The organism is Flavobacterium enshiense DK69 (assembly GCF_000498495.1).
Taxonomy (GTDB): Bacteria; Bacteroidota; Bacteroidia; order Flavobacteriales; family Flavobacteriaceae; genus Flavobacterium; species Flavobacterium enshiense.
On sequence record NZ_AVCS01000006.1, the window covers coordinates 155,121 to 178,917 of the forward strand.

Genomic DNA, 23,797 nt, shown 5'->3' on the forward strand with positions numbered 1-23,797 from the left:
CAAGATGACAACAAAAACAAAATCTTTAGAAGAAGTACACGAATCGGTATCGGTTGTTCATCATACTTCGATCTGGAAAAAAATACTAGCCTTCTTCGGGCCGGCCTACATGGTGAGCGTTGGTTATATGGATCCGGGGAACTGGGCGACCGATATCGCCGGGGGAAGTCAGTTCGGCTATACTCTGATTTGGGTTTTGCTGATGTCGAACATCATGGCCTTATTGCTTCAGAGTCTGAGTGCTCGTTTGGGGATTGTCCGCCAGCGTGATTTGGCACAGGCTTCCCGTGATACGTATTCCCGACCGGTGAATTTCGTATTGTATTTTTTAGCCGAAATCGCAATTGCTGCCTGTGATTTGGCTGAAGTTTTAGGAATGGCCATCGGTTTGCAGCTACTTTTTGAAATCCCATTGCTTTGGGGCGTGAGCATCACCATGTTGGATACGTTCCTGCTTCTTTTCCTTATGAACAAGGGAATTAAGAAAATGGAAGCGTTTATTATAGTGCTGGTGGCGATTATCGGACTTTCGTTTCTGGTGGAAATGTTTCTGGCCAAACCGGAAATTACAGAAATCGCCAAAGGAATGGTTCCTTCTATTCCGAACAGCACCGCTTTGTATATTGCTATCGGAATTATTGGAGCGACGGTTATGCCACACAATCTCTATCTGCATTCGTCTTTAGTTCAGACCCGAAAATTCGACCGAACCGCAAGTGGGGTTAAGCAGGCTATCCGATATAATTTCTTTGACTCGCTAATTGCGCTGAATCTGGCGTTTTTGGTAAATGCCGCGATTTTAATTTTGGCTGCGGCTACCTTTTATAAGAGCGGAATGTTTGATGTGGCCGAAATTCAGGATGCCTATAAATTTTTGGAACCGCTATTGGGAAGTCATTGGGCACCTACGTTATTCGCAGTTGCTTTGATTGCGGCAGGGCAGAGTTCGACAATTACAGGAACGTTGGCGGGTCAGATTGTGATGGAAGGGTATCTGAATCTGAGGATTCAGCCTTGGGTACGCCGAATCATTACACGTTTGATTGCTATTGTTCCGGCTTTTATCGCGATAGTGTATTTTGGAGAATCCGCAACGGGAAAATTACTAATTTTAAGTCAGGTAATTTTGAGTCTGCAATTGGGATTTGCTATTATCCCTTTAATCCATTTTGTAAGTGATGATAAAAAAATGAGAGGTTTCGCCATTGGTAAATATACTAAAATTGCAGCGTGGTTAATCGCTTTGGTAATAGTTTCGCTTAATGCCCGTTTGGTTTTTGACGAAATCAAAGGTTGGATTGAAACCTCCGAGAATCCTGTTTATATCTGGGTTTTTGTGGTTCCGTTAGCTGTTGCGGCTGCATTGCTTTTAATCTATATTATTGTCAAACCTTTTATTGAAAAGAGTATGGCAACACCAACTTTGGTGCCGCATATAAAAGAGATTGTAGTGAAGGAAGCCGAAAAACCTATCGTTTATTCGAAAATAGCCATCGCATTGGATTTTTCGAAAACCGATCAGAAAAGTATTGAAAGTGCTTTGCAGTTGGGAGGCAAGGAAGCCCAGTACACGATTATGCACGTAGTGGAATCGGTTGGGGCAATGGTGTATGGTGATGAAATCGCGGATTTTGAGACGACAAGCGATCTTGGCTATCTGGAAAAATACAAGGCCGCTTTGGAAGAAAAAGGATATAAGGTAAATGTGCAATTGGATTTCGGAGTTCCGAAGGTCAGCATTCCGAAAATGGTTAACGAAGGCGATTTTGATATTCTGATTCTTGGTGCGCACGGTCATAACTGGTTTAAAGATATGTTGTTCGGAACTACTGTGAATGCAGTTCGTCATAGTATTCGTATTCCGCTGTTGATTATTCAGCATCAATAAATAGTTTAGCAATGAAAAATAAAATATTAGTTTACAGTATTGGACTTTTGATGGCAACGTGCGGCACAACCAAAATTAAGGGTGATATCATCAACCAGAAACTGGATGTAAAATCCGGAAAGGAAATCGTTTTGGTAAAAGTTATTAATGATTCCCGTTGTCCCGAGGGTGTGGAATGTGTTTGGGCCGGAGAAGTTATGTTTGAAGTAGCAGCGTACGAAAATGGGAAAGTGGCGGAACAGGTACAATTCACACTGAACAAGAATACTTCCGAAGCCATTAAAGATTGGTTTGTTCTCCATCTCCCTGAAAGCAAGAAGGGGCTTAAAACAATAGAAGTTTTGCCTTATCCTAAAGACGGTGTAAAAATACGTCCGGAAGAGTATTACATCAAACTGGTTTATTAGTTACAACAGGTGTTGTCACTTCCGCAATTTTTACTGTTCTTCTTCTTTTTTCCGACGAATTTCTTCCATAGAAACGCAAGGGAAAATCCCAATAGTAAGTAAACGACTATTTCCTGAAAATCAATCATCTTATTTTAGTATTTGATATGCAATTAGCGAGACAGTATAAGCAAAACCGCTCATAAAAAGCAACTGTACCATTGGCCATTTCCACGAATTTGTTTCTCTTTTGGTGATTGCCAATGTTGAAATACACTGCATGGCGAAGGCATAGAAAAACAGTAACGAAACGCCGGTGGCCAGATTGAAAATTTTCGTTCCGGTTATCGGATGTATTTCGGCGGCCATTCGGTTTTTAATAGTCGTTTCTTCGTCAGAATGGCTTCCCACGCTGTAAATGGTGGCCAGCGATCCCACGAAAACCTCACGCGCGGCAAAAGAACTTACCACAGCGATTCCGATTTTCCAGTCGTAACCCAAAGGCTTGATAATAGGTTCAATGGATTTTCCGACAATTCCTATATAAGAGTTTTCTAACTTATAAGAAGCTACCAAATCGTCTTTATCCCCGGAAACCTCCTTGTTCTGCAATTGTGTGGTGATGATTTTTTCAGCGTCATGGAAGGTTTCATCCGGACCATGAGAACCCAAAAACCATAAGATAACCGACAGTGCTAAAATGATTTTTCCGGCACCTGTAACAAACGATTTTGTCTTTTCAACTACGTTAATGGCTACGTTTTTGAACATCGGCACTTTGTAACTTGGCATTTCCACCACAAAGTAGGAGTGCGATTTTATTTTAAGGATTTTGTTTAAAATATAGGCTGAAAATATAGCCATTCCAAAGCCTAGCAGGTACAAGGTCATTAAGGTTAATCCCTGCATATTAAATATTCCGAAAAGTCTTTTTTCTGGTACAATTAATGAGATCAGGATGGCATAAACTGGTAAACGTGCCGAACAGGTGGTGAAAGGCGTGACCAAAATTGTTATCAGTCGTTCTTTCCAGTTTTCAATATTACGGGCTGCCATAATAGCCGGAATAGCGCAGGCAGTTCCTGAAATTAACGGGACAACGCTTTTTCCGCTCAAACCAAATTTTCGCATGATTTTATCCATAAGGAAAACCACACGGCTCATATACCCGCTTTCTTCCAAGACCGAAATGAACAGGAATAGGAAGGCAATCTGCGGAATGAAAATAATGATACCACCCAAGCCTGGGATAATTCCTTCGGAAATCAGGTCGGTTAAAACGCCGGCTGGGAGATGAATTTTGGCATACGTGCTTAAACTCGCAAAGCTACTGTCAATAAAATCCATCGGGATACTGGACCAATCAAAAATCGATTGGAAAATCAGCATCATTATGGCGAAGAAAATGACGTAGCCGAAAACTTTATGGGTGAGCACTCTGTCTATCCGTTCTCTGATATCGGTTGCTTTCGATTTATCTACGGTGTAACCAATTTTCAGCGTATCATTTATAAACTGATAGCGTTTAACAGTCTCTTTTTGCTGAAGCCTTTTTAATTCGGCCTGCGGTTTGGCAAACGAATTGGCTTCGATGGTATTACGGTGAAGATTCGCGAAATTTACATCCTGCGTGATAACAAGCCATAATTTATATAGTAACTGATTCGGGAACGCACGGCGAAGATTGTCGAAATATTCGGGATCAATGCTGGATGCGTTCAAACACGGTTCCGTAGGAAGCTCGTGATGGTTGATAATCAGTTTTTTTAACTCTTCGATCCCGGTTTTTTTTCGGGAACTTACCAGTGCAATCTTGGTTTTAAGTTGTTCCTCCAAAAACGGAATGTCTAAGGAAATACCCTTCGCAGTCATCCTGTCGGACATATTGATCACCAAAATTGTCGGGATTTCCAGATCTTTAATCTGTGTGAAAAGCAACAGGTTTCGCTTTAAGTTTTCCACTTCGGAAACCACGACCGCCACATCTGGGAAATTGGCGTCATTTTTATTCATAAGCAACTCGATTACCACGCTTTCATCCATCGAACTTGCGTTCAGGCTGTAGGTGCCGGGTAAATCAAGAATTGTTGCTTTGCTGTATTCGGATAGTTTTGCGAAACCTACTTTTTTATCAACGGTAATTCCTGGGTAGTTACCTACCTGCTGGTTTAGTCCTGTCAATTCATTGAAGACGGAAGTTTTTCCAACATTCGGATTTCCAATTAAGGCTACTTTTATGGTATTACGGTTCATAAATCAGGGCTCCTCTATGATTTCAATACAAATCTCTTTTGCAGTTTCCAATCGAATAGCCACATGACTGTCGTTAACAGTAACGTACAACGGATCACCAAACGGAGCCACTTGTAAAAGCGTAACCTCGTTTCCGGGTAAGCAGCCCATTTCGATTAATTTCAACGGAATCTCATCGACGTTAAAATCTCGAATGACGGCTTTTTGTTTGCGTTGCAGTTGTGCTAAGGTAAGAGTCAAACTTTATTTAGATTGAATTTAGATTGCAAAAATAAGGATTATAACGTTTGAAAAGGTGATAAAAGTCAATTTTGCTTAAATTTAAGATATGTTTAGCTGTTATTCTTCTTCGCTAAGGAAATTGATGTCGGCCAATAAGCGTTCCACTTCTTCTTTTTTGGTGCCGTCGTAAAATCCGCGTACGCGTTGTTTACTGTCTACCAACACGAAATTTTCGGTGTGGACCATATCATACAATTCTTCCGGTCTTCCGGTTTTTACTGCCAGATAAGATTTTCGGGCGATGTAGTAAATATCTTTTTTATTTCCGGTAACCAGATTCCATTTGCTGTCGATAACGCCTTTGTTTATAGCATATTCCTTTAAAACAGATACACTGTCAATATCCGGGGTAACCGAATGCGAAAGCAGCATTACTTTCGGATTGTCTTTGATTTGTTGCTGTAACCAGGACATGTTATCGGTCATCATCGGGCAGATGGTCTGGCAGGTGGTAAAGAAAAAATCGGCCACATAAATCTTGCCTTCATAATTTTTCTGCGTAATGGTTTCCCCGTTCTGATTGGTAAAAGCAAAATCGGCAATATGGTGTTCGTTTTTATTGGCAATGTGCTGAATGGTAGAATCGACCAATTCCGGATTCACCATGGAAGGCGTGTAGATGGGTAAAGTTTTCTTAGGCTTTAGTGCAGTATAAAATAAACCAATGATGATAACGGATATGATTCCGAGTATGATGAAAAAAGGGATGTATTTTTTAAAAAAAGAAAGCATGCGTATTTTTTTTTGCAAATGTACAATTTGTAACAAAAAATAAGGCAAAACGTTTTATTACAATGTGTTAAATATTTTTAACGTATGTTATAATTCATAAATTTGACTTCTGGTGTAACAAATTGAGAAGATGTGATACCTATTTGACTGTGAGTGATTTATGATTTGAAATCTCAATGATGAAATTGCTTCGGTTTCCAAAAAACAAAAACAAATTATTGACTTATGAAAAAAAACATTGTAGCTGCAGGTTCGCTTGCCGTTTTTTCAATGCTTTGCCTGGATGCATCTGCGCAAGCTCCGAAAATTAAAAATCCGGGAATCGACTTAGATTTGATGGATAAATCCGTAAAACCGGGAGATGATTTCTTTCGTTATGTAAACGGAGCATGGTATGACAAAACGGAAATCCCGGCAGACAAAACGCGTTGGGGAAGTTTTGATGAACTGCGCCAGAATACAGATAACGATGCTTTGGCTATTTTAAAGGCTGCGGCAGCCAACAAAAAGCTTGATCCGAAATCCGATCAGGCAAAAGCGGTTAACGTGTACAAAACCTATATGGATACCGTTAGCAGAAACAAATTGGGCATCACACCTTTGAAGCCTTATTTGGCTAAGATCAATGCGGTGAAAAACATCTCTGATGTAAACAAGTTGCTGATTGAAATGGAACCTCAGGGAGGTTTAGGTTTCTACGGAGTCGGAATCAGTGCTGATGCAAAGAACAGTAACCGCAATGTCGTATACCTTGGAACAGGAAGCATCGGTTTGCCTGACAGGGATTATTACGTTTCTGATGATAAAGACTCTAAAGAAAAACGTGAAAAGTATGTGGCTCACGTAGCCAGAATGCTTCAGTTTTTAGGAGTAAAGCCGGTTGATGCTAAAGTTCAGGCGGAAAAAGTTTTGGCTTTGGAAACGGAAATGGCTCGTCCGCGTTTAGATCGTGTTGAGCGTCGTGACCGAAGAAAAACTTATAACCCAATGTCTGTAGCCGATTTGCAGAAATTAACGCCTTCAGTAAACTGGAATAACTATTTGACTGGTGTTGGAATCGGAAAAATTGATTCTTTGATCGTTTCCCAACCAAAGTATATGACGGCATTGGAAGGTATTTTCAAAGCAAACAAAGTAGAGGACTGGAAAGCTTACATGCGTTGGATGTTAATCAACAAATCTACCGGTGTATTGACAACCGATATTGAAACGGCAAACTGGGAGTTTTACAGCAAGACTTTGACTGGGGCCATAAAGCAGCGTCCTCGTGAGGAAAGAGCTTTACAGGTGGTTAACGGAACAGTGGGTGAGGCTTTAGGAAAATTGTATGTGGAGCAAAAATTCCCGGCTGAGGCAAAAGCGAAAGCAAAAGAGATGATCGATAATGTATTCCTTGCTTTTGAAAACCGCATCAACAACCTGCCTTGGATGACACCGGCTACACGTAAGGGGGCTATCGACAAGTTACATAAGGTAAACATCAAAATTGGTTATCCTGACAAATGGAAAGATTATTCCAGTTTGGAAATCAAAGGAGTTGAACAAGGCGGATCGTACTTTGATAACATGAAAAATGTTGCTAAATGGGGCTTCGCAGAAAATATCGCCGATTTGAAAAAACCGGTAGACAAAACCAAATGGGGTATGTCGCCGCAAACGGTAAATGCATATTACAATCCATCTTATAATGAAATCGTTTTCCCTGCCGCTATCTTACAGCCGCCATTCTACGACTATAAAGCAGATGATGCTGTAAATTACGGTGGAATCGGAGCTGTGATCGGTCACGAAATCTCACACGGTTTCGATGATTCAGGAGCGCGTTACAATGCTGAAGGTAATTTGGTAAATTGGTGGACTGAAGACGATTTAAAACAATTCACAGGTCTTGGTGGGGCTTTAGCTGCTCAGTACAGCGCTTTAGAGCCGCTTCCTGGTACTTTTGTTGACGGTAAATTTACCTTAGGTGAAAACATTGGTGACTTAGGAGGTGTAAACGCTGCTTATGACGGTTTACAAATCGCCTTGAAGAAAAAAGGAAATCCGGGCTTGATTGACGGATATACTCCGGAACAACGTTTCTACATTTCTTGGGGAACTATTTGGCGTTCAAAAATGAGAGATGAAGCAATCAAGAATCAGGTGAAAACCGATCCGCATACACCAGGTATGTTCCGCGCGTATGTCCCGTTGCAGAATGTTGATTCATTCTATCAGGCTTTCGATATTAAAGAAGGTCAGAAGTTATACGTAAAACCGGAAAACCGAGTGAAAATTTGGTAATCCTTTCATAGTAGATATAAAAAATCCCAAGCTTATAAACTTGGGATTTTTTATTGAAATATTACTTTATCAAATATTCTTCCATAAAGCGAATTACTGCTAAACGCTGGTAATCAACGTTAGCTTTTTTCGAGAAACCATGTCCTTCATCTTTTGCTTCCAGATACCAAACCGTATTTCCCTGCGCTTTTAGTTTGTCCCGCATTTGAGTCGCTTCGGTAACCGGCACGCGGGGATCGTTTGTTCCCTGAATGATAAACATAGGTTTTTTGATTTTATCGGTATTGTTAAGGGGTGAGATTTTATCGAAAAAGGCACGCATCTTTTCATCTCGTTCATCGCCATATTCTACTCTGCGCAAATCACGGCGGTATTCTTCAGTGTTTTTTAAGAAAGTATTGAAATTGGAGATCCCAACGATATCTACAGAACAACGGATTTTATCCGCATAATGAAAAGCAGTGGCCAAGGTCATGTAGCCGCCATAACTACCTCCCATAATCATGATTCGGTCTTTGTCCAATTCCGGTTGTTGCGCTATCCAATCTAAAAGAGCACCTATATCTTTCACTGAATTTTCTCTTAAATACCAATTGTCTGCTGCAATATACGTTTTGCCAAAACCGGAAGATCCACGAACATTCGGGTTGATTACAGCAACGCCCATTTCGTTTGTGTAATAGTTATTCGCGCCTAAAAATGAAGCTTTGGATTGTCCTTCCGGTCCTCCGTGAATGTTGATTAAAACAGGTCTTTTTCCGGTAAATTTTGATGAAGCGGGGTAATAGAAACCCGAAATTTTCAAATTATCAAAACTATTCCATTCAATGAATTTCGGTGAGGACATGTCTTCTTTTTGCATTTCTCCCAGTTCACTTTCTGTCCAACGTTCTGTTTTATTGGTTTTCAAGGTAAGTTTATATACATCCGATGAGGAATCGGCGGTAGACTGTGTGATGAATAAATTCTGTCCGTCTTTTGAGAACGCCATTCCGCCAATTAACCCTGTTGGAATATTCTTTACTTCCTTATAGGTTTTTGATATGGGATTCATAAAAAATAATTTGGATAATCCTCCTTCGTTGGTGGTAAAAGCCATCTGTTTTTTGTCTTCGGACAGCGAATAACTTTCAACATTCCACGGAATAGCTGTAGTGTGGTACGTTGTTTTTTTTGTATTCAGATTGAATGTTGCCAAGCGCTGAAATTCATTGTCCTTATCGGTAAGATACCAGATTTCGTCAGCCTTGTTTGAGAAGTTGGCTGTTGTCTGAACGATGCTTTTATCGGCTCTGTTGGACACTTCGGTTAATTTTCCGGTTTCAGTATTAAGCATCCAGATATGCGATTCATTTGCCGAAACATATTCGCCGATTAATAAATTTTTACCGTCCGTTGAAATGTCCTGAATGCCCCAGCCACCACCTTTTACTTGCAAAACCAATTTGACCGATTTCGGATCGTTGGGATTCATGTAGTAGATGTCCCTGTCGCCACCGTTTCTTTTTGTGGATAAAAAATAAAATCCAGAGCCGTCTTTTTTCCAGGTTATACCGCCATTTTGGGAACGGCCGCCATCAGTAAGCAATGTGGATTGTAATGTTTTTAAATCCAATTTGTAAAGCTGTCCGAATTCGTTTCCGCCACTGTCTTTGGAATAAATCAGATAGTCGCCTTTGGTCGGTTCATAACTGGCATTGCCTACAGGTTCATCAAAAAAGGTTATTTGTTTTCTTGCTCCCATTGGTTGGCTCACTTTGTGCAACTGGTTGACAGATCCGAAGCGGGTCGCAATAATGATTTCATTTTTTAAAGGATGGACTTGTACCAATGCGGCCCCTCTGGCTTCAGAATATTTTTTTACCTGATTCGCTAACTCTTTTGGGATATCAGCAATGTTTTCAGTAATTAAATTTTCGTTGGGTAAAATCAAATTCTTTTTGTCCTGCGCCTGCACTGAAAGTACGAGGAGTAATGCAAGCAAACTGATCCTTGGTTTTTTCATGATTTACTGAATGTTTTTTATTCTACAATGTAATGAATAAATTCTAAAGAAAAGAAGATAATTAGGGTATAAGGATTTCTCGATGAATATTGCCAGTTGATTGAGATTTTTTATTTCCGACGTATCGAACGGTTTACGAGATAAAGGCCAAAAAGTGTGACGCTTCCGCCGATGCCAATCATTAATGTTAGTGGTTCGTCAAAAATAAGGGAGCCTAATAAAACAGCCACAATCGGGTTGATATAGGCATATACACTGCTTATCTCGGCTGGCAAATGTTGCAGCGCATAAATAAAAGCGATGAACGTAAAGACTGAACCAAATACGACTAGATAACCGATGGACCACCAGGAAGCGGCCGGAATTTCGGTTAAGCTTACTGAGGTTCCCGTAGCGCCTGTATAAGCGAAAAGCAAAATACTGGAGATTAACATTTGTAATCCCAAACTGAAATAAGGGTTAAAGCTGGCGGCTTTCTTTTTGGTGTACAAACTTCCGAAAGCCCAGGTAAATGTTGCTAACACCGAAAGGAAGATCCCGAATTGAAAATCCGGTTTCAGGAAATCGGCCAGATAATCATAGAAAATTAAGCATACCCCACCAAAACTGATAACCATTCCTAGGATGGCCCATTTAGATAATCGTTCGCCTCTGAAAAGGCTTATAATTACAATCCACAACGGAAACATGGCACCGATGATAGCGCCCAATCCGCTGGAAATGTATTTCACGCCCCATGTGCTCAAGCCATTGCTGAGCGTAAAGTTTAATATGCTTAAGATAACGATAGTTTTCCACTGTTTTCCTTTAGGCCAAGGTGTTCTTTTGATTAGAAAATAGCAGATGTAAATGCTTGCTCCTAAAAACTGACGAATCGCTGCCAGTTGTAATGCCGGCATGTGCTTTACGCCTTCCTTGGAAGCCAACCATGTCGTTCCCCAAAAGAAGCTTACCCAAATCAGCGCTGCCATTGGCAATCCGATTGATTGCAGTTTGTTTTTGGCAGTCAGATGAAGGTTAAAGATTTTGAGCACGTTACAGGTTGTTTTTCCGGAATGAATACTTTAAAACCTTCTCGATTTTCTCACTTGAGATATATTTTCCTATGGAAGGTTTATCGTTTACAAATGTAGGAATTAACAGCTTCATTTCGTTGGCTTTTTTACTGTAATACTCTTGTCGCGTCGGATGGAAAGGCGTCACGGCATTAAAGGTTTCGTCCCATACATCTTCTTCGATAATTTTCATAATAATGCCAATGCAGTCTTCCTGGTGGATCAAATTGATAACGGCACCAGGATTGCTGAGGTCCTGTTTTCCGGCCAGCATTTTTATTGGATGTCGGTCGGAACCAATGAGTCCGCCGAAACGAATTACGGTTGTTTTAAAACTGGGATTCTGTTGCAGAATTTTTTCAACTGCAACCAATTGTTTCCCGCTTTCACTATCGGGATCCGGAACAGTTTCTTCCGTTATGGTTTTATTGGTATCAGGATAAACCGATGTGGAACTAATGAAAATCACTTTTTGTACTGACGATTTTTCAATATAGGGAAGCATTCTTTCGATTTTGGAAACAAAAATTTTGACTGAGCCTTCAGTAGTTGCATGACGCAGACCTGGCGGTATATCGATAATCAGGATTTCTGAATCTTCCAAAAAAGCATAAACAGCGCCTTGTGTTTCGTTTTCGGTTAAAATTATCTGAAACGGGATTATTCCGTTTTCTTTTAATAAGGTGATTTTTTTCTCGGAAGTAGTCGATCCGTTTACGGGAAATCCTTCTGAAAATAATTTTTTGGCTAGCGGGAAACCTAACCATCCGCAACCCAGTACAGCTATTTTCGGTTTATTGGTTTTCATTCTTAGGTTTGATGTTGACCTTTATGTGTCCCCAGTTTTCTCCTGACTTGATGCGGTATAGTTGCATTTCACTCACGCCAAACTGCTTGGCAAGGATTTTTATTCGGGTTTTTCGATTGGGGTCCAGCAGTATTTTTTTAAGACGAATTACAGTTGTTTCCGTTAATTTCGATCCGTTGGCTTTGATGTTGTGTTCGATCAGTTTCTTTTTAGCGGCAATCACTTTGGGGCTGCTTCTGTAGTGTTCCATTTTGCCTTCGTAGTTAACCCACTTCAGGTTTTTAACGTGGTCATTGTCTTTCTTACGATCGACATGAATCACATACAGCTGGTCTTCGGAAGTTTTTGGTATGAAAAGTTCGGCAACCAGTTTGTAGAGCAGTACGGCTTTTTGTATCCTCTTGCCTTTGTTCGAGTAGTATAAACGGAGCGTGCGATAGCCATCCGTTAAAGTGCCTTTCAACAATTTTCCGTGTTTCATGTTGTCGGTAAAACTCATTAAACGACCATAATTGGAAAGCGCATACCGGAATTCAAATTTTTTTTCTACATCAGGATGTTTGAATACTTCTTCAGGAATTTCTTTGAACACTTCATCGGGATAAAATCGTATCATAATCACACAAATTATTGTCTTTTTTCACCAATATAAACCCCTCATTTTCTATCGCCCTGTAGCCTTGGTCATATAAAAAATAATAAGTGTGGCCATTTTTTGTATGGTACACTGATGTGAAAAAGGAAAAATCAAAATTTTTGGCGATCAATTTTGACCGTGTGGTTTTTGATTTTTCACCGGGGTTTAATTCAGACAAAATACGGTAATTTTTTCGTAACTTATTGTTAATATTCCGCATCAAATTCGTAGAATCCTTATTTATTTTATTATTGTAAGAATTCCTGCATCCGTCTCCGCAAAATTTCTTGTCTTCCCTTCCAAAAAAGGAATCACCACATTCTAAACACTTTTTCATTTCTTAAAAATTAAATGCCCCTTTGTAAGAAAAAGCCTGTTCGATGTGTGCTAAATGATGTTTGCAATGCCAATGATAGATACCTAATCCCTCTTTGACAGAAAACAAGCGCTGATGCTGGGGATGATAGTACATACGATTCCAATCGTTTTCCTTGAGATTTTCCAGTATTGCCGACCAGCGTTCGTGAACGCCTTCTATGATTTTTAGGGAAGATTGAAGGTCGTCCTGGTCACCGTCTGTCAGTTCCGCCCAAAGTGCTTCTTCATAAGGCCGGATTACCGGAGTGTCTTCCGTGAGAGTGAGTTTCAGACGAATGAGGGCATTTATGTGGCTATCGGCTAAATGATGAATAACCTGTTTAATGCTCCAGCCATCCGGGCGGTATTTCCAGTTCTTTTCGGTTGCTGAAAGATTTTCAGTTGTATTTTTTAATTCCTTCGGAAATTCTCTAATGGTTTTTTTCCAGATTTCAAGATGATCCTTTGTAATCTCCTCAGGACAGGCGAATCGGCCTATAGGAAATTTGAGTTTTTCTATTTTGGGGATAGAATTCATGGCGTTTATATTTTGTTTTCAATTTGACGGCAGACTACCAACGTACTTTTTGTGGATTTTATTTTCCAACTCTGTACTGTGAGTGTTTTTGTAGGTCTTCTTTTTAAGAAGAACGTTTGTAAATGAATCTATTGTTCTTGTTTAAACCTCTCTATTGTGATATGGCTGTCAGGAAAGTAAATAGAATAAGTAACTTTTATCCGTAATAATGATGAATTTTATTAATGCAAAAATAAGAAAATTCCTGAAAATAAACGACAGCAAATGGTTACAAACAACAGTAAACGACTTACAACCGAATAATTTTCGTACAATTTTACAATTTTGCCCCGTTGAAATCATACAATCATAAATCGAACAGAATTTTTCACAGAAACATTTAAATTTTATACGCCATGAAAAACAGAGTACAATTAATCGGAAACGTGGGTCAGGATCCGGAAGTGAAAACCATCAACGGAGATCGTAAAGTAGCCAACGTTACTATTGCCACCCATGATTTTTACTACAATGAAAAGGGGGATAAGGTTGAACAAACCGAATGGCACCGGGTTACTGCCTGGGGCAAGACAGCTGAGATCATCGAGAAATTCGTTTCCAAAGGAAAGGAAATAGGTATCGAAGGCAAACTGACCCATCGAAGCTATGACGATAAAGAGGGTAATAAAAAATACATAACTGAGATCGTTGCCAGCGAAGTATTGCTTTTGGGAAATAAATAAGCCATGCTGATTTGGTTATTAACTGCCGGTGTTGTTCCGTCTTATTTTCTGTAACAGGTCAAGTTTCTAAAATCAGTAAGCCATTTTGTGGGTCCGACAGAGGAATCGCACAGGTCTGTTTTACACCATTAAGAATATCAAACGAAAGTGAAAGAAACCTCAAAGGCTGTAGAGGAATCAGGACCTGACTCCAGTTAGTTTTTATGTGCTGGAATGCTTAAAAATAAAGGAGCGCTAAAAAGCAGAAGATTTTAATATGACTAAATTTATGATATGTTAAAATTCAGAGTTAATAAACATTGCTTTTAGTGTTCAATAAGATAAGGAAGCTTCTAAGAACATATTGGTTTTGGAGCAAAAAAAATTGAAAAATGTGGGAATGATTTTATGGAGGTTTTGAATGTAGTTTAAGTTGAACAGACCATCAGCAGTTGCTGGTGGTTTGTTTTTTTTTAATAGATTGAAACTGCCATGCGATACGTATTGGCATGGGCCTCGATAATGGTCTTAATATCCGGGGAATATCCACCTCCCATGCTCACTTGTACCGGAATTTGGTATTTGTTGCAAAGGGAAAAAACGATTTCATCTCTATTTTTGCATCCGTTCAGACTGCATCCTAGTTTTCCCAACTTATCAGAAGCCAGAATATCCACACCGCTCAGGTAAAAAATAAAATCCGGTTTTTGTTTTTCAATGAGATAAGGCAAAGTGTTCTGCAGGATTTCAATATATTTTTCGTCATCTGTATGGTCATGGAGCGCGATGTCCAAATCGGAAGTTTCTTTTTTAAAGGGATAATTGGACTTTCCGTGCATTGAAAAGGTAAACACACTGTCATTGTTCCGGAAGATTTCTGCAGTTCCATTTCCCTGATGTACGTCCAGATCTACAATTAAAATCTTTTTGGCTAGTTTTTTGTCTAATAGATATTGTGCGCCAATAGCCTGATCGTTCAGCAGGCAGAAAGCTTCTCCCCGGTTGGAATAGGCGTGGTGGGTTCCACCGGCTATGTTAAAAGCAATGCCAGTCTGAAGCGCTTTTTCAGCTCCGACTATGGTTCCCTGAGACAAGCGTAATTCTCGTTCCACCAATTCTGCAGAAAGCGGGAATCCTATTTTTCTAACGGCCCGTGGATCTAAAGTTAGGTTGATTAAATCGGTAACGTATTCTTTTTGGTGAACTGCAAGAATGTGTTCCATATCCGGTAAACCCGGTTCGAAAAAGGCGTTGGCAGAAACGGTTCCTTCGTGCAAAAGCTGTTGTGGCAACAACTCATACTTAATCATAGGGAAGCGATGTCCTTCCGGCAACGGATGTTTGTAAATAGGGTGAAATGCAATCGGGAACATTTAGGAATCCATTTGTTTCTGTAGTTCTTCCACAAAAAGCCCAACATGGTAACCGTCTATTAAAGCATGGTGTACGTGAACCGACATAGCCATGCTTCTTTTGCCGTTTTCCTCAATCATTTTCCCGAAAGAAATCTTCGGACAACTGTCGGGATACGAAAAACTTCTCGAATGAGAAATGGAAGTGAAATTCACCCAAGGAAGTGACGAAAAATGAATCAGGTTATAGTGGCTGCTAAAATCACGGGTTATAAGGCCATCGGTGGTGCGTACCCTTTCTATTTCAAGTTTGGCTTTTTCACTGAAAACGTACAAATCTTCAAAATGGTCTATCAGGGAGAATCCAAACGTAGTGTCATCGCGCATTATCGTTGTCGACGCATTGATCGTGTCATAAATAAACACTTCGTTGTCAATAATCCGGTAACGGAAGTTTTCAATCGCATTTATCGCCAATAATGTTTTATGCAGATAATAAATGAAAAATGAAATTTTGTTTTGTTTTGCCTTTTCATAGGCTTTGGTACAGTCTATGTTTACGGTAATGCCAAAAAAAGGTTCGTCGAATTTGCTGAAAAAATCAAAATGAGTCTTACGGTTCCAGCTCGAAAGGTCTAATTTGTGCTTCATTATATTAGTAATGGTAAAACATCCGTGATTTTTGAAACTGATTTGAATTTCGGATGCACGATTTCGTGGTCTATTTTCTCATGCGCCCAGGTAGTGTGAAAGGGTACATGAACGGCATAGCCACCAATATTTAATACTGGAAGTACATCTGATTTTAATGAATTTCCAATCATAAAAAACTCTTCCGGCTGGATTTCCAAGCGCTGCAATAATTTTTCATAATTGAGTTCCTGTTTGTCGGCCATCACTTCAATATGATGAAAATAAGGACCCAAACCCGAATCGTGCAGTTTGCGTTGCTGGTCTTTCAGGTCGCCTTTGGTCGCTACCACCAATTTGTATTTTCCGTGAAGGGCTTCGAGTGTTTCTTCTACACCGTCTAACAGTTCAATTGGTTTTTGAATCAGTTCTTTGCCCAGTTCGGTGATTTTCTGAATCCCTTTCGAACCAATAGTCCCATCAGAAACTTTTATGGCTGTTTCGATCATGGAAAGGATATAGCCTTTAATCCCATAGCCGTATAAAGGAAGATTATCCACCTGAGTTCTTAATAATTCCTGCGACAGCGTCTGATACGAATGATAATCACTCATCATGCCGCAAAATTTCCTTTCTGTTTCCTCGAAATAAGGTTCGTTAATGAATAAAGTGTCGTCGGCGTCGAAGGCGATTACTTTCACATCCATAGCTTATTGATATTAAAAAACCCTTTCAATGTTTATTTTGAAAGGGTTGTATGTTTGATTTTAGCTGATCATCGCTCCGTTAATCACGCCTTCTGCATCCGGATTCACGAAAACCAGTTTGCCTTCTGCTGTGTTGGACAATAAAAGCATACCTTCACTCTCCACGCCGCGTAGGGCTCTTGGCGCTAAGTTTACCAAAACAGTAACGCGTTTCCCGATTACTTCTTCCGGAGAGAAATGTTCTGCGATTCCGGAAACAATCGTACGCACATCAATTCCAGTATCTACTTTTAAAACCAATAACTTGTTGGCTTTCGGCATTTTTTCGGCTTCGATGATGGTTCCGATACGTAAATCCACTTTGGCAAAATCTTCAAAGGTGATGATGTCTTTTTGTGGCTCGGCTTTAGCGTTTTCTGCTTTGTTGGCTACTTTAGTTGCTTCCAATTTGTCAATTTGTTTTTGAATTTCGTCGTCTTCTATTTTAGCGAATAACAATTCCGCTTCTCCAATCTGATGTCCTGATGGAAGTAAATCGGATATGTTGGAAATATCGTTCCAGCTGAAAGTATTATTCAGTTTTAAGATGTTTTTTAATTTGTTTGCCGTAAACGGTAAGAACGGTTCTGCTAACACGCTTAAAGCAGCCGCAATTTGTAATGCTACATACATTTGCGTCTGTACGCGTTCCGGATTGTCCTTGATGATTTTCCACGGCTCTTCGTCGGCTAAATATTTATTGCCCAAACGCGCCACATTCATCAATTCGCTTAACGCTTCTCTGAAACGGTATCTTTCCACAGAAGAAGCAATTACCGCCGGATAAGCTTTCAGTTCCGTTAGCGTTGCTTCGTCTATTTCCGTCAGTGCATTCGGCTGAGGGATAACACCATTATAATATTTATTGGTCAATACCACAACTCGGTTGATAAAGTTTCCGAAGATGGCCACCAATTCGTTGTTATTTCTTGCCTGAAAGTCTTTCCAGGTAAAGTCGTTGTCTTTGGTTTCCGGAGCATTGGCCGTTAAGGCATAACGTAATACATCCTGTTTTTCAGGGAAGTCGGTCAAGTATTCATGTAGCCAAACCGCCCAGTTTTTGGAAGTAGACAATTTGTTTCCTTCCAGATTCAGGAATTCGTTAGCCGGTACATTATCAGGTAAGATGTAACTTCCTTCTGCTTTTAGCATCGCAGGGAAAATCACGCAATGGAATACGATATTGTCTTTTCCGATGAAATGAACCAGTTTCGTGTCCTTTGATTTCCAGTACGGTTCCCAGTCTTTTCCTTCTCTGGCCGCCCATTCTTTTGTAGAGGAAATGTATCCGATAGGTGCATCAAACCAAACGTACAGTTTTTTGCCTTCCGCTCCTTCCACCGGAACGTCGATACCCCAATCCAAATCACGGGTTACCGCACGAGGGCGTAAACCGTCTTCCAACCAGGATTTTACCTGACCAAACACATTTGGTTTCCAGTCGTTTTTATGACCTTCCAGGATCCATTCTCTTAAGAACGCATCATATTGGTCTAAAGGTAAGAACCAGTGTTTAGTCGATTTTAAAATCGGTTTTGTTCCGGTAATAGTTGATTTAGGGTTGATTAAATCGGTCGCATTTAAGGACGAACCACATTTTTCGCATTGGTCGCCGTACGCTTCTTCATTGCCGCATTTCGGACAAGTTCCCGTTACGAAACGATCCGCTAAAAACTGATCGGCTTTCTCGTCGTATAATTGATCGGTCGTTTCTTCGATGAATTTTCCTTCGTCATATAATTTTCTGAAAAACTCAGAAGCAGTTTCATGATGAATTTTAGCGGAAGTACGCGAATAATTATCAAAAGAAATTCCGAAATCTTCAAACGATTTACGAATGATTCCGTCGTATTTGTCGATTACCTGTTGCGGCGTAATTCCTTCTTTTTTGGCTTTCATTGAAATCGCCACACCATGTTCGTCGCTTCCGCAGATGAAGGCCACATCTTTTCCCTGCATACGTAGGAAACGGGCATAAATATCGGAAGGCACGTAAACACCGGCAAGGTGTCCAATGTGAATTGGGCCGTTCGTATAAGGTAAAGCGGCAGTAATCGTATATCTTTTCGGATCTTGTATCATAAAATTGCGTCAATTTGGATGCAAAAATAATCTATTGTGTATGAATTCACGAATTTAAGCGAAATTTTCTGTCTGATTTCTGCTTGGAAAATTGATTTTATAACACATTGATACAGATTATTCTTTAAATTTGTGAGAAGTGATTTCAAAATTATGATATGAATGCAGTCAAACTATTTTCTGAATCCTTATTTTTGAAATCAATTTTAATACTGACTGCACTATCATTTTATGCAGTATCCTATTCTCAAAAACGCATGAAAATTCCACCGTATCTTAAAAAAGGCGATACCGTTGCCTTAGTATGTACTGCTAGAAAATTTTTTCCCGAAGAAGCACAACCGGCCATTGATTTGCTGAAATCCTGGGGATTGGAAGTGAAACTGGGCAAAACCATCGGATTGGACAGTTGCCAGTTAGGAGGAACCGATGCAGAACGCACTGCCGACCTTCAGGAAATGTTAGATGATGATAATGTCAAAGCGATTTGGTGTGCCCGCGGCGGTTATGGTACGGTACGTATTATTGATACGCTTGATTTTACCCGATTCAAAAAACATCCAAAGTGGATTATGGGTTTTAGCGATGTTACTGTATTGCATAGTCATTTGAATACCTTAGGAATTGCGACTTTACATTCTATTATGCCTTTTACGGTTCCGAAAGCGCCGGATGAGGTTAAGGAAACGCTTCGCAAGGCACTTTTTGGAGAAAGCCTCAAATATGTGGTTCCTGCCAAAGGTTATGAAATTAAAGGTAAGGCCAAAGGACAGTTGGTTGGTGGAAATCTTTCCATATTATATAGTTTATTAGGGTCGAAGTCTTCTTTGGATACCGACGGGAAAATTCTTTTCATTGAAGATTTGGATGAGTATTTATACCATATCGATCGTATGATGCAGAACCTGAAACGTAACGGCTATTTCGAAAATCTGAAAGGATTGATCGTTGGCAGCATGACCGATATGCACGATAACGAGATTCCGTTTGGTCAGAATGAAGTGGGGATTATTATGGAGATTGCAAAAAAATATAACTTTCCGGTTTGTTTTTATTTTCCGGCAGGGCATCAAAAGGACAACCGCACATTAATCCTTGGAAAGGAAGTGGAGTTTGAAGTTAATTCCGATGAAATCATTTTGGAATTCAAAAAATAATGGCGGAACACAATGATTTAGGAAAGCTTGGTGAAGAACTTGCAGCCGATTTTTTAAAGAAAGAAGGTTACGAGATTTTGGAAAGAAATTGGTTTTTTCAGAAGGCAGAGGTTGATATCATCGCCAAAAAAAATGATATTTTGGCTGTTGTAGAGGTGAAAACACGTACAAATTTGGATTATGGCGACCCTCATAACTTTGTAAATGCAAAAAAAATAAAATTATTGGTAAAAGCTGTCGATGAATATGTTATTAGCAAAAACCTTGATTTTACAGTGCGTTTCGATATAATTTCTGTAACAAATAAAGCAACCGATTGTGAAATTTTGCATCTAAAAGATGCTTTTTATTATTTTTGATGTGTTATAATTGTAACAGTTTGTTTTTTTTTGTAGATTTGCCTAAAATTTGTTTTAAAAATAATTATTTATGAAAACGATTTCTTCTGTTGTTGAGAATTATATTAAGTCAAAGCCGTTTTTACTTAACGGGTTAACGCTTGGAATAGTGAATCTGACGTCATTGGCCAGAATTATTCAGCACGATTTAGAGAATGAAATGGATAAGGAAGTGAAGCAGGGTGCTATTGTGATGGCTTTAAAGCGTTTGTCTGAGGAGCTTGATTTCCGAATCAACCATAAAATTGAGAAAACCCTAAAAGGAATGGGTGAAATCACCGTGCGTTCTTCACTGGTTAATTACAACTTCCCAATTAATCAAAGGGTTTTAAACAGACAAGCTGATTTTTTAAGTGAAATCAGTTCGCTTAAAGATGTTTTCTATACGTCTTCACGAGGTGTTAATGAAACAAACATTATCCTAAGCGAATCCATCAGCGATATTCTTGAGAGACACTTCGAGGATGAAAAATGGTTGGTCAAAACCGATAAATTAGCGTCGATTACGGTAAAATTGCCTAAAGACAACGTAGGGACACCGGGTCTTTTCTATTTCGTTTTCCAACGCTTGGCTTGGGATGGAATCAATATCAACGAAGTGATTTCTACAAATTTTGAAATTACCATCGTAGTAAGCGAAGAGCACATTGATAGTGCATTCAAAGTTATTAAAGATTTGAAAAAAGTCTAACTAATTGAATATCTGTTAGGATTTTTATTTTTTTTAGTTATTTTTGGCACACTAAAACCAAAACTATCTATTAAAAGTGAAAAAATTAACTACTATTTTAGCCTTATTGTGCTGCTTTTTTGCGTTCTCGCAAAATAAAGTAGCTTCCAAAATACGGGAACTGAATTTGTCAAAGACAAAATTCGTTCCCGTTTTTCCTTTAACACCTATTGAAAGGGCTCCGAATACCCAGATTGAAAAAACGGTGGCCGATGCCCAATTAGCAACAATCAAAACAGCTGTAGTTAATGATGTGGTGGCTAATGGTTATGAAACCATCGAAGTGCAAATCCCTTATCATGGAAGTATGATTGATATACAGCTTTACAAAGTTGATTTGTTTTCGGAAGGTTTTCATGTCGACACTGACAAGCAAAAATACATTTCGTACGATAGAGGTGCTTATTACAGAGGGATTATTAAAAATGATCCTAGTTCATTAGTTTCATTCAATTTCTTCAATGGAGAATTTAACGGAGTTGTTTCAAGTTCGCTATTGAGTAATTTAGTCGTTGGAAAGATTGATGCGCCTGGGAATGTCAATGAGTATGTTATTTATGAAGATCAGAAAATGAAGGTGGCAAGTCCGAACGAATGTCATACAAAGGATGAGGTTACGGAGTATAAAGATCATAAGTCGGGTGATTCGAGAACACAATCTGGGACGAAATGTGTAGCTACCTATTTTGAAATTGATAATAATTTGTTTGTTGCAAACGGGAGCAATACTACTACTACTACCAATTGGATGACTTCGGTTTTCAATAATATGCAGACGCTTTATGCCAATGACGGAATTACATTGGCACTAAAAACGATTTACATCTGGACATCACAGGATCCTTATGAAGGAGCAGGTTCCGACCCGAGTGATTACTTGTACAAGTTCAAAGATGTTCGCCCGGTTTTTGATGGCGATGTTGGGCAATTGGTTGGAATTGACGCGGGAAATTTAGGTGGTGTGTCCATGGGTATTGGAGGTTTGTGTACTACTAATAATTATGTCTATTCGGATGTTTTTTTGAGTTATTCTACTGTGCCAACCTACTCGTGGACCATTATGGTGGTTACGCATGAATTTGGCCACAATGTTGGTTCTCGCCATACCCATGCCTGTGCCTGGAACGGAGATAATACAGCTATTGACAACTGTGGGCCTTTTAGTATTCCTAATGGCGAAGGTACTTCCTGTATGACTACTCCGCCGACTATTCCGTCTGGTTCCGAAAAGGGTACGATTATGAGTTATTGTCACCTTGTTGGCGGTGTTGGAATCAACTTAGCTAACGGATTTGGTCCACAGCCGGCTAATGCGATTTTAGATTTTATCGATTCGAGAGCGTGTTTAAGTACCGATTGTATTTCTGTGTGTGTTAATGGAGTTGGCGCTATCGATGCGCAGTATAATGCAGTTTCCACTTCCGCCGTTGTTTCTTGGACCGATATTACCAATGAAGATACCTGGCAAGTGGCAGTAATGCCGTTTTCGAGTAATTTGCCATCATGGACTACTGTGACATCTCCTACTTTTACAGCCAATGGGTTGACTCCAAATACGTATTACAAATTTAGGGTAAAACCCAATTGCGGAAGTTTGACGCCTTTAACACGTGAGTTTGTTTTCCTAACCTCTGCAAATTATTGTAATGGGATAACCTTAACGGATACTGGAGGCGCGGCAGGAAATTATAGGGATAATCAAAATTTCGTAAGAACGATTGTTCCAAACGTGCCCAACAATAAGATAAAGTTAACTTTTTCAAGTTTCTCTTTGGAGAGAGATTATGACTATCTGTATGTTTATAATGGATCAAGTACGTCATCCCCGGCCTTTGCGGCAAACGGTTATACAGGAACAACAGTTGTTCCGGGTCCTTTTGAATCTACTGCGCCTGATGGGGCTTTAACACTTAAGTTCTACTCCGATGGCGGCACGACAGACAGGGGCTGGGTTGCAACAACATCATGTCTTGCAAATCTTGGGCTTGATGAAAATAATTACCTGGATTATTCGTATTATCCAAACCCAACTAACGGATTAGTAACGATAAATTCTAAAGATATAATCTCAAATGTAATGGTTTATAACGTTGAAGGACGATTATTGTACTCTGGAGATGTAAATAACCTTACTGCGCAGGTTGATATTTCCGGCTATGCATCGGGAACTTATTTCTTTAAGATGAATATTGATAATCAGATTGTTAACTTCAAAATAGTGAAGTTGTAGTATATTCTTAGTGTTAAATAAAAACCCGTTGCCTTAAAAAGTAGCGGGTTTTTGTTTTTATTTCAATATATTTGTTTAACTAATAAAACGAATATATGTACGAAATTATTCAGAAAGCACATTCCGGTGTGGCTTATTTAGCCTTGGGAATATTGATAGTTGCAGTGATTAATGCCTTTATGGGTATCTCATCCAAAAGAGGATTTGAAGAGAAAGACCGTAAAATTTCTTTGTTTGCTTTAATCTTCTGCCATATCCAATTGCTTTTGGGATTAGCTGTTTATTTCGTTTCTCCTATGGGTATGTCAGCTTTAGGGGACATGAGCAATGCTGCTTTACGTTTAACATCATTAGAACATCCATTAATTAATATAATTGCAATTGCTTTGATTACGGTTGGTTGGTCAAAACATAAAAGAGAAGACAGCAGTAACGGTAAATTTAAGAAAATAGCATTCTTATACCTTGCAGGATTACTTTTCATACTTAGCAGAATTCCGTGGAACCTTTGGTTCTAAAACTATAAAAGCCCTTAAAGGGCTTTTTC

The 23,797-nt window shown here is 39.5% G+C and carries 22 protein-coding genes; 9 read left to right on the top strand and 13 right to left on the bottom strand.

Annotated elements, in window-relative coordinates; translation table 11 throughout:
• Positions 1-4 precede the first annotated feature (4 nt).
• Positions 5-1,888 carry an Nramp family divalent metal transporter gene (locus FEDK69T_RS03475; protein ID WP_023572758.1) on the top strand — a complete coding sequence of 628 codons (1,884 nt, stop codon included), beginning with the start codon at positions 5-7 and terminating at the stop codon, positions 1,886-1,888.
• An 11-nt stretch (positions 1,889-1,899) separates the two neighbouring features.
• Entirely contained in the window at positions 1,900-2,295 is a 396-nt protein-coding gene (locus FEDK69T_RS03480; RefSeq protein WP_023572759.1) for a hypothetical protein, read from the top strand.
• A gap of 129 nt (positions 2,296-2,424) precedes the next feature.
• On the opposite strand, the gene feoB is transcribed toward FEDK69T_RS03480, so the two are convergent.
• The 3 genes from feoB to FEDK69T_RS03495 all read right to left on the bottom strand — a co-directional run bounded on the left by feoB (position 2,425) and on the right by FEDK69T_RS03495 (position 5,541).
• Entirely contained in the window at positions 2,425-4,527 is a 2,103-nt protein-coding gene (gene feoB / locus FEDK69T_RS03485) for a ferrous iron transport protein B (protein WP_023572761.1), read from the bottom strand.
• Positions 4,528-4,530: 3 nt separating this feature from the next.
• A complete protein-coding gene (locus FEDK69T_RS03490; RefSeq protein WP_023572762.1) occupies positions 4,531-4,767 on the bottom strand; it encodes a FeoA family protein in 237 nt (78 codons plus the stop codon).
• Between the two features lie 99 nt (positions 4,768-4,866).
• Positions 4,867-5,541, bottom strand: a complete 675-nt coding sequence (locus FEDK69T_RS03495) for an SCO family protein (RefSeq protein WP_023572763.1) — start codon at positions 5,539-5,541, stop codon at positions 4,867-4,869.
• A gap of 225 nt (positions 5,542-5,766) precedes the next feature.
• Here FEDK69T_RS03495 and FEDK69T_RS03500 point away from each other — a divergent pair, with 225 nt between their 5' ends.
• Positions 5,767-7,824, top strand: coding sequence for a M13 family metallopeptidase (locus tag FEDK69T_RS03500; protein WP_023572764.1), 2,058 nt, complete (start codon positions 5,767-5,769; stop codon positions 7,822-7,824).
• 61 nt (positions 7,825-7,885) lie between these two features.
• On the opposite strand, the gene FEDK69T_RS03505 is transcribed toward FEDK69T_RS03500, so the two are convergent.
• From FEDK69T_RS03505 to FEDK69T_RS03530, 6 genes are all read right to left on the bottom strand, one after another.
• On the bottom strand, positions 7,886-9,829 hold the full coding sequence (locus tag FEDK69T_RS03505) for a S9 family peptidase (protein WP_023572765.1): 1,944 nt from the start codon (positions 9,827-9,829) through the stop codon (positions 7,886-7,888).
• A gap of 110 nt (positions 9,830-9,939) precedes the next feature.
• Positions 9,940-10,800: a DMT family transporter gene (locus FEDK69T_RS03510; RefSeq protein WP_051385069.1), complete on the bottom strand. Its 861-nt coding sequence runs from the start codon at positions 10,798-10,800 to the stop codon at positions 9,940-9,942.
• Positions 10,801-10,864: 64 nt separating this feature from the next.
• The gene (locus tag FEDK69T_RS03515; protein ID WP_023572767.1) at positions 10,865-11,692 is read right to left on the bottom strand and encodes a Rossmann-fold NAD(P)-binding domain-containing protein; all 828 of its coding nucleotides are present in this window, start codon (positions 11,690-11,692) and stop codon (positions 10,865-10,867) included.
• On the bottom strand, positions 11,679-12,308 hold the full coding sequence (locus tag FEDK69T_RS03520) for an NUMOD4 domain-containing protein (RefSeq protein ID WP_035630639.1): 630 nt from the start codon (positions 12,306-12,308) through the stop codon (positions 11,679-11,681). The genes FEDK69T_RS03515 and FEDK69T_RS03520 overlap by 14 nt, the downstream gene beginning before the upstream one ends.
• Positions 12,286-12,666: a hypothetical protein gene (locus FEDK69T_RS16075; RefSeq protein WP_051385061.1), complete on the bottom strand. Its 381-nt coding sequence runs from the start codon at positions 12,664-12,666 to the stop codon at positions 12,286-12,288. The genes FEDK69T_RS03520 and FEDK69T_RS16075 overlap by 23 nt, the downstream gene beginning before the upstream one ends.
• Positions 12,667-12,669: 3 nt before the next feature.
• Positions 12,670-13,224, bottom strand: a complete 555-nt coding sequence (locus FEDK69T_RS03530; RefSeq protein WP_023572769.1) for a YfiT family bacillithiol transferase — start codon at positions 13,222-13,224, stop codon at positions 12,670-12,672.
• Positions 13,225-13,619: 395 nt separating this feature from the next.
• Between FEDK69T_RS03530 and FEDK69T_RS03535 the strand changes: the two genes are divergently transcribed.
• Entirely contained in the window at positions 13,620-13,946 is a 327-nt protein-coding gene (locus FEDK69T_RS03535; protein ID WP_023572771.1) for a single-stranded DNA-binding protein, read from the top strand.
• 452 nt (positions 13,947-14,398) lie between these two features.
• On the opposite strand, the gene FEDK69T_RS03540 is transcribed toward FEDK69T_RS03535, so the two are convergent.
• Genes FEDK69T_RS03540 through metG form a run of 4 tightly spaced genes read right to left on the bottom strand, consistent with a single transcriptional unit; the run spans position 14,399 to position 18,735 of the window.
• Positions 14,399-15,298 carry a histone deacetylase family protein gene (locus FEDK69T_RS03540; RefSeq protein WP_023572772.1) on the bottom strand — a complete coding sequence of 300 codons (900 nt, stop codon included), beginning with the start codon at positions 15,296-15,298 and terminating at the stop codon, positions 14,399-14,401.
• Positions 15,299-15,928 carry a chloramphenicol acetyltransferase gene (locus FEDK69T_RS03545; protein ID WP_035630638.1) on the bottom strand — a complete coding sequence of 210 codons (630 nt, stop codon included), beginning with the start codon at positions 15,926-15,928 and terminating at the stop codon, positions 15,299-15,301.
• On the bottom strand, positions 15,928-16,614 hold the full coding sequence (locus FEDK69T_RS03550; protein WP_023572774.1) for an HAD family hydrolase: 687 nt from the start codon (positions 16,612-16,614) through the stop codon (positions 15,928-15,930). The genes FEDK69T_RS03545 and FEDK69T_RS03550 overlap by 1 nt, the downstream gene beginning before the upstream one ends.
• Positions 16,615-16,674: 60 nt before the next feature.
• Positions 16,675-18,735 (bottom strand): methionine--tRNA ligase, encoded by a 2,061-nt coding sequence (gene metG / locus FEDK69T_RS03555; RefSeq protein WP_023572775.1) that lies wholly within the window; start codon positions 18,733-18,735, stop codon positions 16,675-16,677.
• Between the two features lie 257 nt (positions 18,736-18,992).
• Between metG and FEDK69T_RS03560 the strand changes: the two genes are divergently transcribed.
• The 5 genes from FEDK69T_RS03560 to FEDK69T_RS03580 all read left to right on the top strand — a co-directional run bounded on the left by FEDK69T_RS03560 (position 18,993) and on the right by FEDK69T_RS03580 (position 23,768).
• Complete coding sequence (locus tag FEDK69T_RS03560) at positions 18,993-19,892, top strand: S66 peptidase family protein (RefSeq protein WP_035630685.1); 900 nt, start codon at positions 18,993-18,995, stop codon at positions 19,890-19,892.
• Positions 19,892-20,251, top strand: coding sequence for a YraN family protein (locus tag FEDK69T_RS03565; protein WP_035630637.1), 360 nt, complete (start codon positions 19,892-19,894; stop codon positions 20,249-20,251). The genes FEDK69T_RS03560 and FEDK69T_RS03565 overlap by 1 nt, the downstream gene beginning before the upstream one ends.
• Before the next feature lie 70 nt (positions 20,252-20,321).
• Positions 20,322-20,981, top strand: a complete 660-nt coding sequence (locus FEDK69T_RS03570) for a hypothetical protein (RefSeq protein WP_023572778.1) — start codon at positions 20,322-20,324, stop codon at positions 20,979-20,981.
• A gap of 76 nt (positions 20,982-21,057) precedes the next feature.
• Positions 21,058-23,250 carry a M12 family metallo-peptidase gene (locus tag FEDK69T_RS03575; protein ID WP_023572779.1) on the top strand — a complete coding sequence of 731 codons (2,193 nt, stop codon included), beginning with the start codon at positions 21,058-21,060 and terminating at the stop codon, positions 23,248-23,250.
• A gap of 95 nt (positions 23,251-23,345) precedes the next feature.
• Complete coding sequence (locus FEDK69T_RS03580) at positions 23,346-23,768, top strand: hypothetical protein (RefSeq protein ID WP_023572780.1); 423 nt, start codon at positions 23,346-23,348, stop codon at positions 23,766-23,768.
• The last annotated feature ends 29 nt before the right edge of the window (positions 23,769-23,797 follow it).

What these genes read in the sequence shown, in the direction of transcription:
- FEDK69T_RS03475 (WP_023572758.1), top strand. Translation starts at nt 5, where the DNA reads ATGACAACAAAAACAAAATCTTTAGAAGAAGTACACGAATCGGTATCG.
- FEDK69T_RS03480 (WP_023572759.1), top strand. Translation starts at nt 1,900, where the DNA reads ATGAAAAATAAAATATTAGTTTACAGTATTGGACTTTTGATGGCAACG.
- feoB (WP_023572761.1), bottom strand. Translation starts at nt 4,527, where the DNA reads ATGAACCGTAATACCATAAAAGTAGCCTTAATTGGAAATCCGAATGTT.
- FEDK69T_RS03495 (WP_023572763.1), bottom strand. Translation starts at nt 5,541, where the DNA reads ATGCTTTCTTTTTTTAAAAAATACATCCCTTTTTTCATCATACTCGGA.
- FEDK69T_RS03500 (WP_023572764.1), top strand. Translation starts at nt 5,767, where the DNA reads ATGAAAAAAAACATTGTAGCTGCAGGTTCGCTTGCCGTTTTTTCAATG.
- FEDK69T_RS03505 (WP_023572765.1), bottom strand. Translation starts at nt 9,829, where the DNA reads ATGAAAAAACCAAGGATCAGTTTGCTTGCATTACTCCTCGTACTTTCA.
- FEDK69T_RS03510 (WP_051385069.1), bottom strand. Translation starts at nt 10,800, where the DNA reads ATGGCAGCGCTGATTTGGGTAAGCTTCTTTTGGGGAACGACATGGTTG.
- FEDK69T_RS03515 (WP_023572767.1), bottom strand. Translation starts at nt 11,692, where the DNA reads ATGAAAACCAATAAACCGAAAATAGCTGTACTGGGTTGCGGATGGTTA.
- FEDK69T_RS03520 (WP_035630639.1), bottom strand. Translation starts at nt 12,308, where the DNA reads ATGATACGATTTTATCCCGATGAAGTGTTCAAAGAAATTCCTGAAGAA.
- FEDK69T_RS16075 (WP_051385061.1), bottom strand. Translation starts at nt 12,666, where the DNA reads ATGAAAAAGTGTTTAGAATGTGGTGATTCCTTTTTTGGAAGGGAAGAC.
- FEDK69T_RS03530 (WP_023572769.1), bottom strand. Translation starts at nt 13,224, where the DNA reads ATGAATTCTATCCCCAAAATAGAAAAACTCAAATTTCCTATAGGCCGA.
- FEDK69T_RS03535 (WP_023572771.1), top strand. Translation starts at nt 13,620, where the DNA reads ATGAAAAACAGAGTACAATTAATCGGAAACGTGGGTCAGGATCCGGAA.
- FEDK69T_RS03540 (WP_023572772.1), bottom strand. Translation starts at nt 15,298, where the DNA reads ATGTTCCCGATTGCATTTCACCCTATTTACAAACATCCGTTGCCGGAA.
- FEDK69T_RS03545 (WP_035630638.1), bottom strand. Translation starts at nt 15,928, where the DNA reads ATGAAGCACAAATTAGACCTTTCGAGCTGGAACCGTAAGACTCATTTT.
- FEDK69T_RS03550 (WP_023572774.1), bottom strand. Translation starts at nt 16,614, where the DNA reads ATGGATGTGAAAGTAATCGCCTTCGACGCCGACGACACTTTATTCATT.
- metG (WP_023572775.1), bottom strand. Translation starts at nt 18,735, where the DNA reads ATGATACAAGATCCGAAAAGATATACGATTACTGCCGCTTTACCTTAT.
- FEDK69T_RS03560 (WP_035630685.1), top strand. Translation starts at nt 18,993, where the DNA reads ATGAAAATTCCACCGTATCTTAAAAAAGGCGATACCGTTGCCTTAGTA.
- FEDK69T_RS03565 (WP_035630637.1), top strand. Translation starts at nt 19,892, where the DNA reads ATGGCGGAACACAATGATTTAGGAAAGCTTGGTGAAGAACTTGCAGCC.
- FEDK69T_RS03570 (WP_023572778.1), top strand. Translation starts at nt 20,322, where the DNA reads ATGAAAACGATTTCTTCTGTTGTTGAGAATTATATTAAGTCAAAGCCG.
- FEDK69T_RS03580 (WP_023572780.1), top strand. Translation starts at nt 23,346, where the DNA reads ATGTACGAAATTATTCAGAAAGCACATTCCGGTGTGGCTTATTTAGCC.